Source organism: Aequorivita flava, from assembly GCF_038742595.1.
Lineage (GTDB): Bacteria > Bacteroidota > Bacteroidia > Flavobacteriales > Flavobacteriaceae > Aequorivita > Aequorivita marisscotiae.
The window spans coordinates 1-14,058 of sequence record NZ_JBANCF010000003.1; the positions used below are offsets into that span (position 1 = coordinate 1).

The 14,058-nt window shown below is 37.6% G+C and carries 13 protein-coding genes and 1 tRNA gene; 6 read left to right on the forward strand and 8 right to left on the reverse strand.

What is annotated here, in order from left to right:
* A partial coding sequence (locus VZD24_RS04745; protein ID WP_342687204.1) for a T9SS type A sorting domain-containing protein occupies positions 1-1,479 on the forward strand: 1,479 nt, incomplete at its 5' end.
* Positions 1,480-1,668: 189 nt separating this feature from the next.
* The gene (locus VZD24_RS04750; RefSeq protein ID WP_279449036.1) at positions 1,669-2,109 is read left to right on the forward strand and encodes a hypothetical protein; all 441 of its coding nucleotides are present in this window, start codon (positions 1,669-1,671) and stop codon (positions 2,107-2,109) included.
* Between the two features lie 143 nt (positions 2,110-2,252).
* Here VZD24_RS04750 and VZD24_RS04755 read toward each other — a convergent pair whose 3' ends face one another.
* Positions 2,253-3,296, reverse strand: coding sequence for a T9SS type A sorting domain-containing protein (locus VZD24_RS04755; RefSeq protein WP_279449037.1), 1,044 nt, complete (start codon positions 3,294-3,296; stop codon positions 2,253-2,255).
* Between the two features lie 286 nt (positions 3,297-3,582).
* Here VZD24_RS04755 and VZD24_RS04760 point away from each other — a divergent pair, with 286 nt between their 5' ends.
* Positions 3,583-4,014, forward strand: coding sequence for a hypothetical protein (locus VZD24_RS04760; RefSeq protein WP_342687203.1), 432 nt, complete (start codon positions 3,583-3,585; stop codon positions 4,012-4,014).
* Between the two features lie 9 nt (positions 4,015-4,023).
* On the opposite strand, the gene VZD24_RS04765 is transcribed toward VZD24_RS04760, so the two are convergent.
* The 6 genes from VZD24_RS04765 to VZD24_RS04790 all read right to left on the reverse strand — a co-directional run bounded on the left by VZD24_RS04765 (position 4,024) and on the right by VZD24_RS04790 (position 9,409).
* Positions 4,024-4,548, reverse strand: coding sequence for a DUF1697 domain-containing protein (locus tag VZD24_RS04765; protein ID WP_342687202.1), 525 nt, complete (start codon positions 4,546-4,548; stop codon positions 4,024-4,026).
* 1 nt (position 4,549) lies between these two features.
* Positions 4,550-4,819, reverse strand: coding sequence for a type II toxin-antitoxin system RelE/ParE family toxin (locus VZD24_RS04770; protein ID WP_279449040.1), 270 nt, complete (start codon positions 4,817-4,819; stop codon positions 4,550-4,552).
* The gene (locus tag VZD24_RS04775; RefSeq protein ID WP_279449041.1) at positions 4,809-5,054 is read right to left on the reverse strand and encodes a hypothetical protein; all 246 of its coding nucleotides are present in this window, start codon (positions 5,052-5,054) and stop codon (positions 4,809-4,811) included. Before VZD24_RS04775 ends, VZD24_RS04770 begins: the two co-directional genes overlap by 11 nt.
* A gap of 58 nt (positions 5,055-5,112) precedes the next feature.
* Positions 5,113-6,330: a BaiN/RdsA family NAD(P)/FAD-dependent oxidoreductase gene (locus VZD24_RS04780; protein ID WP_342687201.1), complete on the reverse strand. Its 1,218-nt coding sequence runs from the start codon at positions 6,328-6,330 to the stop codon at positions 5,113-5,115.
* The gene (locus VZD24_RS04785; RefSeq protein WP_373693818.1) at positions 6,327-7,721 is read right to left on the reverse strand and encodes a pyridoxal phosphate-dependent decarboxylase family protein; all 1,395 of its coding nucleotides are present in this window, start codon (positions 7,719-7,721) and stop codon (positions 6,327-6,329) included. The genes VZD24_RS04780 and VZD24_RS04785 overlap by 4 nt, the downstream gene beginning before the upstream one ends.
* A 221-nt stretch (positions 7,722-7,942) precedes the next feature.
* Positions 7,943-9,409 (reverse strand): T9SS type A sorting domain-containing protein, encoded by a 1,467-nt coding sequence (locus tag VZD24_RS04790; protein ID WP_279449044.1) that lies wholly within the window; start codon positions 9,407-9,409, stop codon positions 7,943-7,945.
* Between the two features lie 102 nt (positions 9,410-9,511).
* On the opposite strand from VZD24_RS04790, the gene VZD24_RS04795 reads away from it, so the two are divergent.
* Both VZD24_RS04795 and VZD24_RS04800 read left to right on the forward strand, forming a co-directional pair.
* On the forward strand, positions 9,512-10,552 hold the full coding sequence (locus VZD24_RS04795) for an endonuclease/exonuclease/phosphatase family protein (RefSeq protein ID WP_342687200.1): 1,041 nt from the start codon (positions 9,512-9,514) through the stop codon (positions 10,550-10,552).
* 174 nt (positions 10,553-10,726) lie between these two features.
* Complete coding sequence (locus VZD24_RS04800) at positions 10,727-12,241, forward strand: catalase (RefSeq protein ID WP_279449046.1); 1,515 nt, start codon at positions 10,727-10,729, stop codon at positions 12,239-12,241.
* A gap of 57 nt (positions 12,242-12,298) precedes the next feature.
* Here VZD24_RS04800 and VZD24_RS04805 read toward each other — a convergent pair.
* Positions 12,299-12,380 (reverse strand) — tRNA-Leu (locus VZD24_RS04805).
* Positions 12,381-12,553: 173 nt separating this feature from the next.
* Here VZD24_RS04805 and VZD24_RS04810 point away from each other — a divergent pair.
* The gene (locus VZD24_RS04810; RefSeq protein WP_279449047.1) at positions 12,554-13,942 is read left to right on the forward strand and encodes a dipeptidase; all 1,389 of its coding nucleotides are present in this window, start codon (positions 12,554-12,556) and stop codon (positions 13,940-13,942) included.
* The last annotated feature ends 116 nt before the right edge of the window (positions 13,943-14,058 follow it).

Below are 14,058 nucleotides of genomic sequence, written 5' to 3' on the forward strand. Positions count from 1 at the left end.
GATGCTTGTGCGGGTAGCGTAACAGGTACTACAACAACTACTTTCCCTATTACTGCTTCAACTACAGTAGTTTGGACGTATACGGATGGTGCAAACACAAGTACGCAGAACCAAACGGTAACTATTAACGATACCACGGCTCCCGTGCCAGATGTTACAACTTTACCGGACGTTGTTGAACAGTGTAGCGTAACCAGTTTACCTGCACCAACAGCAACAGATGCTTGTGCGGGTAGCGTAACAGGTACTACAACAACTACTTTCCCTATTACTGCTTCAACTACAGTAGTTTGGACGTATACGGATGGTGCAAACACAAGTACGCAGAACCAAACGGTAATTATTAACGATACCACGGCTCCCGTGCCAGATGTTACTACATTACCGGACGTTGTAGAACAGTGTAGCGTAACCAGTTTACCTGCGCCAACAGCAACAGATGCTTGTGCGGGTAGCGTAACGGGTACAACAACAACTACCTTCCCTATTACTGCATCAACTACAGTAGTTTGGAATTATACGGATGGTGCAAACACAAGTACGCAGAACCAAACGGTAACTATTAATGACAGCACTGCTCCTGTTCCAGATGCTACTACATTGCCAGATGTTATTGAAGAATGTAGCGTAGCAAGTTTACCTGCACCAACCGCAACCGATAACTGCGTTGGCGGCGTAATAGGTACTACAACAACTACTTTCCCTATTACAGCATCAACTACGGTAGTTTGGAATTATACAGATGGAACAAACACAAGTACGCAGAGCCAAACGGTAACTATTAACGACACCACGGCTCCCGTACCAAACATTCCTAATTTACCCACAATAACAGCTACTTGTAGTGTTGATAGTATCCCCGCGCCAATTGCGACAGATAATTGTATTGGAAGTGTAACTGCAACCACCACGGCAACTTTCCCGATTTTGGAAAGTACTGTAATAACATGGTCGTATACCGATGGAACGAATGTTTCCATTCAAAACCAGATAATTGTTATTGAGCCTATTGACAATTCGGTTACCCAAACCAGCAATACCTTAACTGCCAATGCATCCGGATATAACTATCAATGGGTTGATTGCGACAACGGTAACGCTCCAATTTCTGGCGAAACAAACCAGAGCTTTACCCCTACGGTATCTGGAAACTATGCTGTAGTTATTAGTAATGCGCTATGTACAGTAACCTCCAACTGTTATATGGTTACAGTTTTAGGCATACCAGAAACGAGTTTTGGTACAAACCTAAAAGTATATCCAAACCCTGTAAAAAGGAGTGTTACTGTAGAATTAGGATCCTTCCATAAAAATGTAAGTGTTAGTATTTACAATTTATTGGGACAAATAGTGGCGAAACAAGATTTCAATGACACCAATAAAATTGAAATGGAAATTGAAGCAGCTGCTGCTATATATTTTATGAACCTTACTTCTGAAACAGGGCAGACAGTAATGCTCAGACTTATTAAAGAATAGGCTCATAGCTTTAGATTAATTGTTATTCGAATAACTCCAAAGACTACCTTTGGAGTTATTTTTGAATAATAATTAAAATTCGCACAATAAATTAAGTTGCTTTACACATCGTTTTTGCAACCGATTTAACTACGTTAAAAAATCTTTCCTTTATTAATTTCTTTCAGAATTTTAAAGGAAATAATCTGAATGAAGAATTCAAAAAAAATGCATTATTTAAAAATCATTGCGCTGTCGCTCGTTACAGGTATAACAATAGGCTGTAACATTATACAAGTTTCAAATGTACATAGTCAAATACACAGACCCGGATTGCCATCAGGCTCACCAACAATTAATTATTCCTGGAAGCTCTCTGTAGAAAAACCTATTGAAATAAAATCTGTTTCATTATATAAAAAAAGTGAAGTAATTAAAATTCCCAACTATATTATTTACGATTTAAAAGACGGAAAAATAATTAATGGGGAAAAATTGCCTTCGGGAGACTATTTTATAAAATTTGAAATTTCAGGCAACCAACTCGATCCAAAAGAAGAGAATATAATTCAACTGGAATATATTAAAAATAGCACCAAAAATACCCTTCGTTTTAAAAGCACAAAAATTGCAGATTTACTTATGAAATAGTTATTTGAAATATTCTGACTTTCATTTTACCCTAAAATTTAAACCACATATATTGAATGAATTTTAAAGTTAAGAATAATAAAAAAACTCCCGAAACATAACATCTCGGAAGTTTCTTTCTCCCCACATTCATAAATTTTAAACTATTCCTTTACTATCTTTTTTGTTATTGTGCCATTTTCAGTTTCTAGTTGAAGTATGTAAGCACCTCTTACAAGATTTTCAATATTTACTTCTCCATTAGAAAAAATTGAACCGGTATCTCTGCCAAGCATATCAAAAAGCGTAACGTTTTTTAATGCCACTCCAGTTGGATTCTCAATGTATAGTTTGTTGGTAGCTGGATTTGGGTACACACTTACCAAAGCCAGATCGTTCTCGCTTACCCCAAGCGATTCACCATTAATCGCAAAAAGACTGTATTTTCTGGAACCTCCAAATCCAAGGGTTGTAAGAGCTCCATTAGAAAGATTAACCGTATAAAAAGTAGACCAAATAGCACCTTCTCTATTCTGCAAAACTGCATACATAACATTGGTGCCGGGGTCTATGGAAAACCCGCTTCGCACCGGGTACATTCCATTGGGAAGCATATTGCCAACTACGCTGCCAACACCCGTATTAATATCTACAGTATACAAATTTCCTGTGTTAGCATCGGCAACGTACACGTTTCCGTTGTTGTCTATTTCCATAGCAACGCCATTTAAAATACCTGTACCAGCACCTATTGGTGTTAGAACGCCGGTGGTAATATTCACCTCATAAAACTGTGTTCCGGAGTTATTGTTAGGGTCTGCACTCAATGCGTAAAAAGTATTATTTGTGGTGTTAAAAGATAACTGACTTAAAAATTGGCCACCTACATTGCCCGATACGGTAGCGGCATAGTTTACAGCTCCCGTACTTAAATCTACAATTCCCAGTACATAATCTGGGGCTTGATATACAAACGTATAAAGTTCGCCAGCATCGTTAAAATCACCTCCCAACATAGTAAAAGCATTACCCGTAATTACAGTACCCAATGGGTAATACGGCCCTGCAAGCGGAATAGTGCCAAACTGCCCCGGATTGGTAAAAGTTTCCATTACATAAACATCTGTTGCAGCTCCGAGCAAATTCTGCGCTTTGGTGTTAGCTGCAATAAGTGCGAACAAAAAAGTAAAAAGAAGTAAATTTTTCATGACTTATAATTTTAAGGATTATAACCATATATCGAAGATTGAGTAATTGGTCATCATTCTTTTGGGAAGAATTTTTGTAAATTTAAAACCCTTAAACACAAATTTTCAGTCTGAATATTTTCCGGGAGATCCTTTTACGGTTTTCACTTCCGAATATTCTGAAATAAGGAATGCATATTTTGCTGAAAGGTATGCTGTTTGGAAGAGGGGGGAATGGGAAGTAAAGCCTAAAATAAATTTATTTGTAGCTTTAAATTAGTTCCATCATTTCAATAAATATTCTTTTATGAAACTAGATCAAAGTAAAAACAGTGATTTTACATTCGAAATGACCTCAGAGAATGTCGAGAAAATAATCAAAAAAATTAAATCACATATTAACGATGATAATAATGGTTATTGCCGTGTAGGTTGGGCAATGGCAGAAATTTTAGGAACTGAACAAGTTTATAATGATAAAGAACAAGTTTTAAAAAAAGTCAGAATTACTTCTTTGATTACGCAATCTGGAAAATACAAAGCAGAGTCGTCCGTAAAAGATTATAGAGATTGGGATATTATGCTAAATAGTGACTATCAAAAATCCCAATTAGAGATAAAGCTAGCTAAATCAACTCTCAAAGCATATAAATTAAATAATAAAGCAACAATTATAAACGTTTCTTTTGGCTTAATAAATCTGATACTATTAGTGATTCAAATTTTGTTATTAATATAAAACAAACAGCTATCCCGCCAACGCCACCAATTTAGCAAGCGTACGATGGTTGCGCGTAGTAGCCGCAACCTTCAGCTTTTTCTCAAAGAAGTTGTTGTTCAATTTTGCATTGCCGTAACCATTGCCGAAGTAGATATAAACACATTCTGGGGTCAACACAAATTCTTCATTTGGGTAGCTAATTTCGCGCACTGCCTCCATTAATTTCGCTTTGGGTGGCGATGTAAGTAACATATAATAGGTTTCAGTTTTCTTTGTTTCGTCAAAAGGACAATCGGCTAAAATTTCGGCAATTGCCTCGCCTGTTTTTACTAATACGGGAACTTCCCAACCAAACTTAATCGTTATTTCATTTGAAATTTTTTCAGAAAGACTTCTTTCTCCCGCAGCAGAAAAAATCACGTTCCCGCTTTGTATATAAGTAACCACATTTTCAAAACCCAATCCTTCAAAAAGAAGTTTTAAATCTGCCATTTTCAGTTTTTTATGTCCGCCAACGTTAATACCGCGAAGGAGAGCAATGTGGGTTTTCATTTTAATAGTTTTGGCGCTGGTGAAGAACCTTATAAATCTTTATACTGCCATCTGTCAGTTCATAATGAATATTAAAGCTGAAATATTCTAAAGCAACAATGCGTACAGAATCGTACCGAATCTGAAACGCTTCCGGCATCAATTTAATAACTTCTAATGTATTAAAGATATCATCTAAGAACAAGTCTCCCTTTTGAGCAAGATCATATTGGCATTTCGCTCTGTAAATATCACGCTTGGCATCCTCCGAAAAGAATGTTTTATCTGCCATAGCTCTTCTTTATTTCTTCGGAGGTATACCATTTTAATTTCCCTTCTGCATCACGTTTCTTCAATATATCCATCATAGCCTTATATTCCTCACTGGGCTCTGCTAAACGCAGTGCCGTTTCTTCCAAAGACCATTCAAGGAAATTTTTTAAAGAACGCTTGTTTATTTTTGCCTGTTCTTCAAGAATAGCAATTGTTTTATTATCCAGCTCGATCAATTTTTTTGTCTTTCCCATTGTATATAGATTGTATATATCAAATATATACAATCTAATACTGAATTTCAAAAATTAATTATAAATTTTGTGAAACAACGAACCCACTCGTCCAAGCACTCTGAAAATTGAAACCTCCAGTAATGGCATCGATATTAAGTACTTCGCCAGCAAAAAATAAGTTTTTACAGACTTTACTTTCAAAGGTTTTGAAGTTCACTTCTTTTAAATCTACTCCACCAGCTGTTACAAATTCTTCCTTAAAAGTACTTTTTCCGGTAACTTCAAAAATTGCCGCGGTTAACTGATTTGCAATATTTAATAGATTTTCGCGCGTAGCTTCGGCCCAAGTTAGGCGTTCGTTAATTCCCGAAGATTTAATAATACTTTGCCAAAGTCGTTTAGGCAGATCGAACTGGGCATACTTAAATATGGTCTGCTTCCCTTGAAATGATTTTAATTCCTTTAAAGAATCTAAAACATCTTCTTCAGAAAGTGTATTCAACCAATTTATTTCAATATTGAAATTATATTTTAAAGGTTCCAAAAGTCGTGCGCCCCAAGCCGAAAGTTTTAAAATGGCGGGGCCACTCATTCCCCAATGGGTAATTAAAAGCGCACCGCTACTTTCTAAAAGTGTTTTGCTTTTATTGTCTAGTACTTTTACCGTTACATCGGTGCTTAAGCCGGGTAAATCTGCAATACGGCTATCTTTAATATTAAAAGTGAAAAGCGAAGGCACCGCAGGTACAACGGTATGTCCCAAACCTTCAAGTATTTTCCAAATCTTCGGATTACTACCTGTGGCAACAACTAGTTTTTTTGCCGAAAAAGTCTCCGAGGTTGTATGTAAAATGAAGGATTCACCCTTCTTCTGAATTTTTTTTACGGGTTCATTTAACATAATTTCAACACCCAACCGTTTGGCTTCAGACAAAAAACAATCAATAATTGTTTGGGAAGAATCTGTAACCGGAAACATACGGCCGTCTTCTTCAATTTTTAGCTCCACGCCTCTATTCTGAAACCATTCAATGGTATCGCCAGTCATAAAAGTGTGGAAAGGCCCTAAAAGCTCCTTTTCACCCCGCGGATAGTTTTGTGATAATTCTTTCGGGATAAATTCGGCGTGGGTAACATTGCACCTTCCACCGCCAGAAATTTTCACTTTTGTGAGTACTTCCTTTCCGCGTTCGAGGATTATAATTTTTAGGCTCGGATTCCTTTCCGCAACATTAATTGCTGTAAAAAATCCGGCTGCCCCACCGCCAATTAGTAGTATATCGGCCTTTTTCAAACAAGTGCTTTTTCGGCTGCAAAAGATTCGCAAAGCGCAATTGTTTCTTTTACATCAGTGAGAGTTGTTCGCGGATTTATTAAACACATACGCAGCACCACTTGCCCATTTAGCACCGTTGTTACTAATAATGCTTCTTTGGAATTTACAACACTTTGTGAAATTCGCTGGTTTAAAGCGTCCAATTTTTTCTCTGAGAGCTTGTTGCCAATTGGGTTATATCTAAAGTTGATAACCGCCAAAGTTGCCGGCGAAATTACTTCCCAATTAGAACTTGTACGAAGAAAGCTTTCGGTAGCTTCTGCCAATTTAATATTGTATGAAATAGCTTTTCTAAATTCGCCCATTCCAAAAGTTTTTACAGACATGTAAAATTTTAATGCGCGGAAACGGCGTGTTAATTCAATCCCGTGATCGTAAAAATTTATCTCGGAAGTATTGCCTTCAATATCGCGAAGGTATTCAGGTTTTTCGGTGAACGTTCCCTTTAACCACTTGTGATTTTTAATTAATAAACATCCTATTTCATACGGTTGATAAAACCATTTATGCGGATCGACAGTTAAGGAGTCTGCCTTTTCAATTCCTTTCATCGCTTTTTTTCCGTCTTCAGAAAGAATTGCAAAACCTCCGTAAGCCCCATCAATATGAAACCAAATATCTTCCTTTTTACAAATTTTTGCAATCTCCGATAACGGATCTACCGTTCCCGTATTTGTAGTTCCGGCAGTTGCAATTAAGCAAAAAGGCTGCAAACCTTCCAGTCTATCTTTTGCAATTGCGTTCTTTAATTTATTGAGCGAAAATTTAAACTCGCCATCGGTGGGGATTACTCTAATTTGTTCCTTTTTAAAACCGAGCACACGAATGGCCTTAATATTTGAGGAATGCGCTTGGTCTGAAAGATAAATTACTGCCTTGCTAAAATCGTCGCCACATTTTACCGTACGTGCTGTAACCAACGCAGTTAAATTGGCCATTGAACCACCACTCGTAAAAATTCCACCTCCTTTTTTCTGAGGAAAACCGAACATTTTCAACAACCAGTTCATAGTAACTATTTCCATCTCGGCTGCAGCGGGCGAAGCTTGCCAACCTCCAGAAAATATATTAAAACCTGAAGCCAATCCATCTGCCATGGCACTAATATAATTGCTCGGCCCCGGAACAAATGAGTAGGATTTTGGATGCGAAACAATATTGCTTTTGGTCATTACTTCGTTTAAAACAAAATTTAAAACCTTTTGTGGATCGCTGGATTTTTCGGGTGCATCTTCAAGAAATAAATCTTCCATTTCCTCTCGTGACCCAGAAACTACGGGTAGTTTTTCGTTTTGGGTTGCAAAATGCTCCACGATGGCATCAACTACTTTATAACCATAGTGTTTCATTTCGTCATGGCTCAATTCTAACGTTGCTTTATTCTGAATTTTCACGGATGTGTATTTTGAAATTTTAAAGTGCAAAATTACAGTTTTATGAAGGGAAATTAGGCTTTTATATAATAAAAATGCCTTGGTATAAAAACCAAGGCATTTTAAAAAAATTGTAGCACCGAACGTAGTCCAGACCTGTAAAGCGGTCACGTACTGCGATTGAATAAACTATCGCGTTATTTTACAATCATTTTCTTTGTAACCGTTTGTGTATTATTGCTGAATTTCACAAAATACATACCAGGAGATAAGTTAATTGGCAAAGATTGTTGCCCTTCAGAAATTGTTTTTAAAGCAATTAAACTTCCTTGTACATTATAGATTTCAACTTTTTCAAAAACAAAACGGTTGTTGAAGTTAATTTCGTTTTTCACCGGATTTGGATAAAAGTTAAAGTTTTCGGCCGTATTCTCCGCAACACCCAATACGCCACATAAAAAAGGATTAAAAGTAACCTCGCCTAAAGTAGGGTCGTCAACGCTGTGATAAATTACATCTTCTACTTGTTCCGGAGTACTTTCCTGGTTTTCGATCCAGCAGTTATTTTTAGCCATAATCGGGTTTGCCGTGTTGTTGTACAGCGCGTAAACTACGCCTCCATTTTCGTTTTCGGCAAAAATATTATTGCCCGGATTACCTGCGTCATCTCCGAGATTTGCCGTAGCTGAGCCTTGTAGTGTAATTCCCCAAAGATTTCTTCTTATTTGGTTATCCGAAACAATTATTGCAGTTCCAACATTAGAAGCATTGTGGTTTATTCCGCTTCCACCGAGCAAAGGATCTCCCTGAATGTTATTGTCTTCAATTATATTATTTTTTATTTCTGCCGAATCTACATTACCCAAAATAGTAATTCCGTACCGATTGCCGCGAATTGTGTTATTTTCAATTAGCACATTTACATCGCCGCCCACGAAATTGGCAATGGCAATACCGCCAGCTTGGTCTAATGCAGGATCGCCAATGATTGTATTTTGAATAATCTCTAATGTAGTATTTGCCAATGTGGTACCCAAATTAATTTGCGGTCTGTTAGAATTTGCAATATTGTTACCTTGGATGGTATTGTTGAAAATATAGGCCGAAACAGCCGAATTTGCAGCAGAACCAATTGCCGGATTGCTATTGGATGAAATAGTATTATTGGTAATTTGCGGCGTTCCGCGAGAAAGTTGAATTACAGCACTACTTGTTGTTCCCGAAACATTATTTGTAAGCGTACAATTATCTATGGAGAAAGTTTCGGTTAAAACTCGCAAACCACCCCCGTAGGTTATGGTTGCATTTTTTATATCTATAGTTGAAAATTCCTCAAAGCGAAAACCGTCGTAGGGTGCGTTTTCGTCTAAAGCTGTAATGGTTACGGCATTTGCATCTACCGTGAAATCGCCAAAAATCGTAACTCTTTTTTCAAAATCAATAAGTAAAGTTAAATCGGCGTCTATTAGCAGCGCGTCATTTTCCGAAATTGTAAGATTTCCCAAAAGCGTGTAGTCACTACCAGAAACAGTAATGGTAGAAGGGCTTGCAGCCGCAATGTCGTCTAGCGAATAGGTAACACCTGTATTTGGAGTTGTGTAATCTTGTGCAATCAAAGCACAGCTTAAAAGTGTAAAGAAGACACTAAAAATAGTTTTTTTCATTTTTAATTATTTTTTAGAATGTGGCAAAAGTAGGGATATGTAATTAAGCAAAAAAGTTATTTAATTGGTTTTACATAGTTACAAAAGCGGTAACTTTGAAATATGGTATTATACGTTTTGATGCTATTTTTTATAATCAGCCCCTTTTTTCCTGCAACTGGAAACCCGCATTGGTTTTTCAGAACCGCAGATTTTGTACGATTGCAATCTTTATTTATACAACTAGTTTTACTTGGGCTGTTTTTCTATTTTGAAGAAAACTACTCGGCTTTTAGTTATGCCCTCGCAATAGCTTTAATTGCCAGCGTATTGTATCAGCTCTATAAAGTGTTTCCGTATAGTTTTTTATTTCCAAGAAGAAGATCGCACGCTGCGAGCGATGGCCACGTTTCTATTTTAGCCGGAAATGTTTTGCAAACCAATACAAGCTATCCTCAATTTTTAGCCGAAGTAAAACGATTTAAACCAGATTTGGTTTTGGTAATGGAATCGAACAAAGATTGGGAAAACGGACTTTCAGAACTTGAAAACAACTACCCATTCACCGTAAAAGTACCCTTAGAAAATTTTTACGGAATGCATTTGTATTCTAAAAAAGAATTGAAAAATGTGGAGGTAAAATACCAAATCGAAGACGATAAGCCTTCAATTTTTTTCGATTACTACACCGATAAGTATTCGCCAATATTTTTCTGCTGTTTACATCCCGCTCCTCCCAGCCCCACTGAAAATGAAACCTCTAAAGAGCGCGATGCAGAGTTAATGATTACAGGAAAACGAATACGGAAACTAGACAAACCAACAGTTGTTTGTGGAGATATGAACGATGTTGTTTGGAGCCGCACCACCCGTCTTTTCAAAAAAATGACGGGAATGATAGATCCGCGTGTAGGCCGTGGTTTCTTTTCTACCTATCATGCTAACTATTTCTTTTTACGATTTCCTTTGGACCATCTATTCCACACGCGCGATCTGTATGTTGGAAAAATGATTCGTTCTAAAAATTTTGGCAGCGATCATTTTGCTATGTATTATGAAATCCATCATAAAAAAAAAGTAAAAACTCCTGAGAATCCTAAATTAAACGGCGAAGAAAAAGAAGAAATTGAGGAGTTAGTAGATGAAGGAAAAAACAATACATAATATTGCCATTCTTTCGTTTTATAATTTAAAATATCCCCTCTCAGTAATCTTTTGTTTTGCGTCTTGTTTTTAGATATTTTTTCCGCCACACACACTACGCAGCTACACAATTTTAAAAGTTTCAAAATTATTGTAACTTCATAGGCTATATCAATAATTTAAATACGGAGCATTATGGAGGATAAAAAATCGAAATTAACAAGACAAACTGGAGCACCTGTTCCAGACAATCAGAATGTACAAACCGCCGGACCACGCGGCCCAATGCTTATGCAAGACGCATGGTTTCTCGAAAAAATGGCGAATTTTGACAGAGAAGTAATTCCCGAAAGGCGAATGCACGCCAAAGGTTCGGGAGCTTTCGGAACATTTACGGTTACGCACGATATCTCGAAATACTCCAAAGCGAAAATTTTTAGTGAAGTGGGCAAAAAAACCGAAATGTTTAGTCGCTTTTCCACCGTTGCCGGGGAAAGAGGCGCTGCCGATGCCGAAAGAGATATTAGGGGTTTTGCCTTAAAATTTTATACCGAAGAAGGTATTTGGGATTTAGTTGGAAATAATACACCTGTTTTTTTCTTCCGTGACCCAATGAAATTTCCAGACTTAAACCACGCCGTAAAGCGCGACCCAAAAACTAATTTGCGGAGCGCCAACAACAACTGGGATTTTTGGACATTGCTACCTGAGGCTTTACACCAAATTACCATTGTTATGAGCGATCGCGGCATTCCAAAAGGTTACAGACATATGCACGGCTTTGGAAGCCATACTTATAGTTTAATAAACAATGACAACGTTAGGCACTGGGTGAAATTCCATTTTATTACCCAACAAGGTATTAAAAATCTAACGGATAAAGAAGCCGCAGAATTAGTGGGTATTGATAGAGAGTCTTCGCAAAGAGACTTGTTTGACGCCATTGAAAAGAAAGATTTTCCAAAGTGGAAGATGTTTATTCAGGTTATGACCGAAGAGCAGGCAAAAACATATCGCTTTCACCCTTTCGATTTAACCAAGGTTTGGTCTAAAAAAGATTTTCCACTTATTCCTGTAGGTGAATTTGCATTAAACCGAAACCCCGAAAATTATTTTCAAGATGTTGAACAGGCAGCTTTTAACCCAACGAATATAGTACCTGGAATTGGCTTTTCTCCAGATAAAATGCTACAAGGACGATTGTTTTCGTACGGTGATGCACAACGTTATAGATTGGGGGTAAATCATTACCAAATTCCTGTAAATAAACCTACCTGCCCGTATCACGCTTATCACAGAGATGGCGCTATGCGCGTAGACGGCAATTATGGAGCAACCAAACATTACGAGCCAAACAGCTACGGACAATGGCAAGAACAGCCCGATGCAAAAGAACCACCGTTGGAATTAAATGGCGATGCCTATGCCCATAATTTTAGAGATGACGATGAAGATTACTACACACAACCAGGCGATTTATTCCGCATAATAAAGAGCGATGGGAAAGCACAGCAATTGTTTGATAATACTGCAGCTCAAGTAGGGGGTGCAGAAAAGTTTATTCAGATTCGCCATATTAGAAATTGCTATAAAGCAGATCCAGAATATGGCGAAGGTGTGGCTAAAGCGCTGGATTTAACAATGGAAGAAGTTGATAGTTTTGACATGGCTCCATATAACAGATGGGCCCCCAGCCCCTCACAACGATAAACTCACAAATCATTATATAAAAAAAGCCGACTAGTTAAAGTCGGCTTTTTTGTTTAGTACAGGCGGAGAGACTCGAACTCTCACACCGTAAGGCACTAGATCCTAAGTCTAGCGTGTCTACCAATTCCACCACGCCTGCATTAAATTCTCCCACAAAAGTTATTACTTATTGTAAAAGGAGTGCAAATATAAACAAGAATTTTATTTTTCAACCAAATCTTTTCGGAAAATTTTCAATGTCATAAAATATCTATATTTCTTCAATGAAGGAGGGTTGTTTTTGTAACTTCGCTTTTATTCAAATAGTAATTTATGAAAAGCGCAAAACCTTATATTGAAAAAAATAAAGATCGATTTATAGACGAATTGGTTTCACTATTGAAAATACCTTCTATCAGTGCAGATTCAGCCTATAAAAAGGATGTTTTAAAAACTGCCGAAGCAGTAAAAAATCAACTTAAAAAAGCAGGCTGCGACACAGTTGAAATCTGCGAAACACCCGGGTATCCTATTGTTTACGGTGAAAAAATAATAAACAAAAAATTGCCCACTATTTTGGTATACGGACATTACGATGTGCAGCCGCCAGATCCATTGGATTTGTGGGATAGCCCGCCATTTGAGCCCGTAATTAAAAAAACCAAGCTACACCCCGAAGGCGCTATTTTTGCCCGCGGTAGTTGCGACGATAAAGGCCAAATGTATATGCACGTAAAAGCGCTGGAATATATGACCGAAACCAATCAATTGCCTTGCAACGTGAAGTTTATGATTGAAGGCGAAGAGGAAGTGGGTAGCAGCAGCTTAGAGTGGTTTGTAACCCGAAACCGAGAAAAACTCGCTAATGATGTTATTTTAATTAGCGATACCGGTATGATTTCTAAAGACGTACCCTCAATAACTACGGGACTTCGCGGCTTGAGTTATGTAGAGGTGGAAGTTACGGGACCAAATCGCGATCTGCACAGCGGTCTTTACGGCGGTGCAGTGGCAAACCCAATAAACGTTTTAACTAAAATGATTGCGTCCCTTCACGACGAAAACAACCATATTACCATTCCAGGATTTTATGATGATGTTGAAGAACTTTCAACCGATGAACGCGCAAAAATGGCAGAAGCTCCATTCAACTTAAAAGATTACGAAGCATCTATTGATATCGACTCCGTTTATGGGGAAAAAGGATATTCCACAAACGAGCGAAATAGCATTCGCCCAACTTTAGATGTTAACGGTATTTGGGGCGGCTACATTGGTGAAGGTGCAAAAACAGTTATTGCTAGTCAAGCTTTTGCCAAAATAAGTATGCGATTGGTGCCAGACCAAGATTGGAGAAAAATTACGGAACTTTTTAAAAATCATTTTGAAAGTATTGCTCCAAAAGGCGTTCGCGTTAAGGTAAAACCGCATCACGGCGGGCAGGCGTATGTTACCCCGATTGATAGTCTGGGTTACAAAGCTGCTGAAAAAGCGTATGAGGCAACCTTCGGCAAAACGCCTATTCCGCAGCGAAGCGGTGGTAGCATTCCAATTGTAGCGCTGTTTGAAAAAGAATTAAAAAGCAAAACAATCTTAATGGGATTTGGATTGGATAGCGATGCCATCCACTCGCCAAACGAGCATTTTGGTATTTGGAATTACCTAAAAGGAATAGAAACCATTCCACAATTTTATCATTATTTTACTAAAATGAGTTCATAAAAAATAATCTCCACACCTCCCTTTTAGCGGGGAGGTTCGGTGGAGAAATAAATTGTTATATGTACTCAGCAAAATTCTAAATTGTTAAGCCTACACTGTTTTTTAGGATAAATTCA

Coding starts and splice junctions, on each gene's coding strand:
- VZD24_RS04750 (WP_279449036.1), top strand. CDS start 1,669: ATGAAGAATTCAAAAAAAATGCATTATTTAAAAATCATTGCGCTGTCG.
- VZD24_RS04800 (WP_279449046.1), top strand. CDS start 10,727: ATGGAGGATAAAAAATCGAAATTAACAAGACAAACTGGAGCACCTGTT.
- VZD24_RS04810 (WP_279449047.1), top strand. CDS start 12,554: ATGAAAAGCGCAAAACCTTATATTGAAAAAAATAAAGATCGATTTATA.
- VZD24_RS04755 (WP_279449037.1), bottom strand. CDS start 3,296: ATGAAAAATTTACTTCTTTTTACTTTTTTGTTCGCACTTATTGCAGCT.
- VZD24_RS04795 (WP_342687200.1), top strand. CDS start 9,512: ATGGTATTATACGTTTTGATGCTATTTTTTATAATCAGCCCCTTTTTT.
- VZD24_RS04785 (WP_373693818.1), bottom strand. CDS start 7,721: ATGAAACACTATGGTTATAAAGTAGTTGATGCCATCGTGGAGCATTTT.
- VZD24_RS04760 (WP_342687203.1), top strand. CDS start 3,583: ATGAAACTAGATCAAAGTAAAAACAGTGATTTTACATTCGAAATGACC.
- VZD24_RS04790 (WP_279449044.1), bottom strand. CDS start 9,409: ATGAAAAAAACTATTTTTAGTGTCTTCTTTACACTTTTAAGCTGTGCT.
- VZD24_RS04775 (WP_279449041.1), bottom strand. CDS start 5,054: ATGGGAAAGACAAAAAAATTGATCGAGCTGGATAATAAAACAATTGCT.
- VZD24_RS04765 (WP_342687202.1), bottom strand. CDS start 4,548: ATGAAAACCCACATTGCTCTCCTTCGCGGTATTAACGTTGGCGGACAT.
- VZD24_RS04770 (WP_279449040.1), bottom strand. CDS start 4,819: ATGGCAGATAAAACATTCTTTTCGGAGGATGCCAAGCGTGATATTTAC.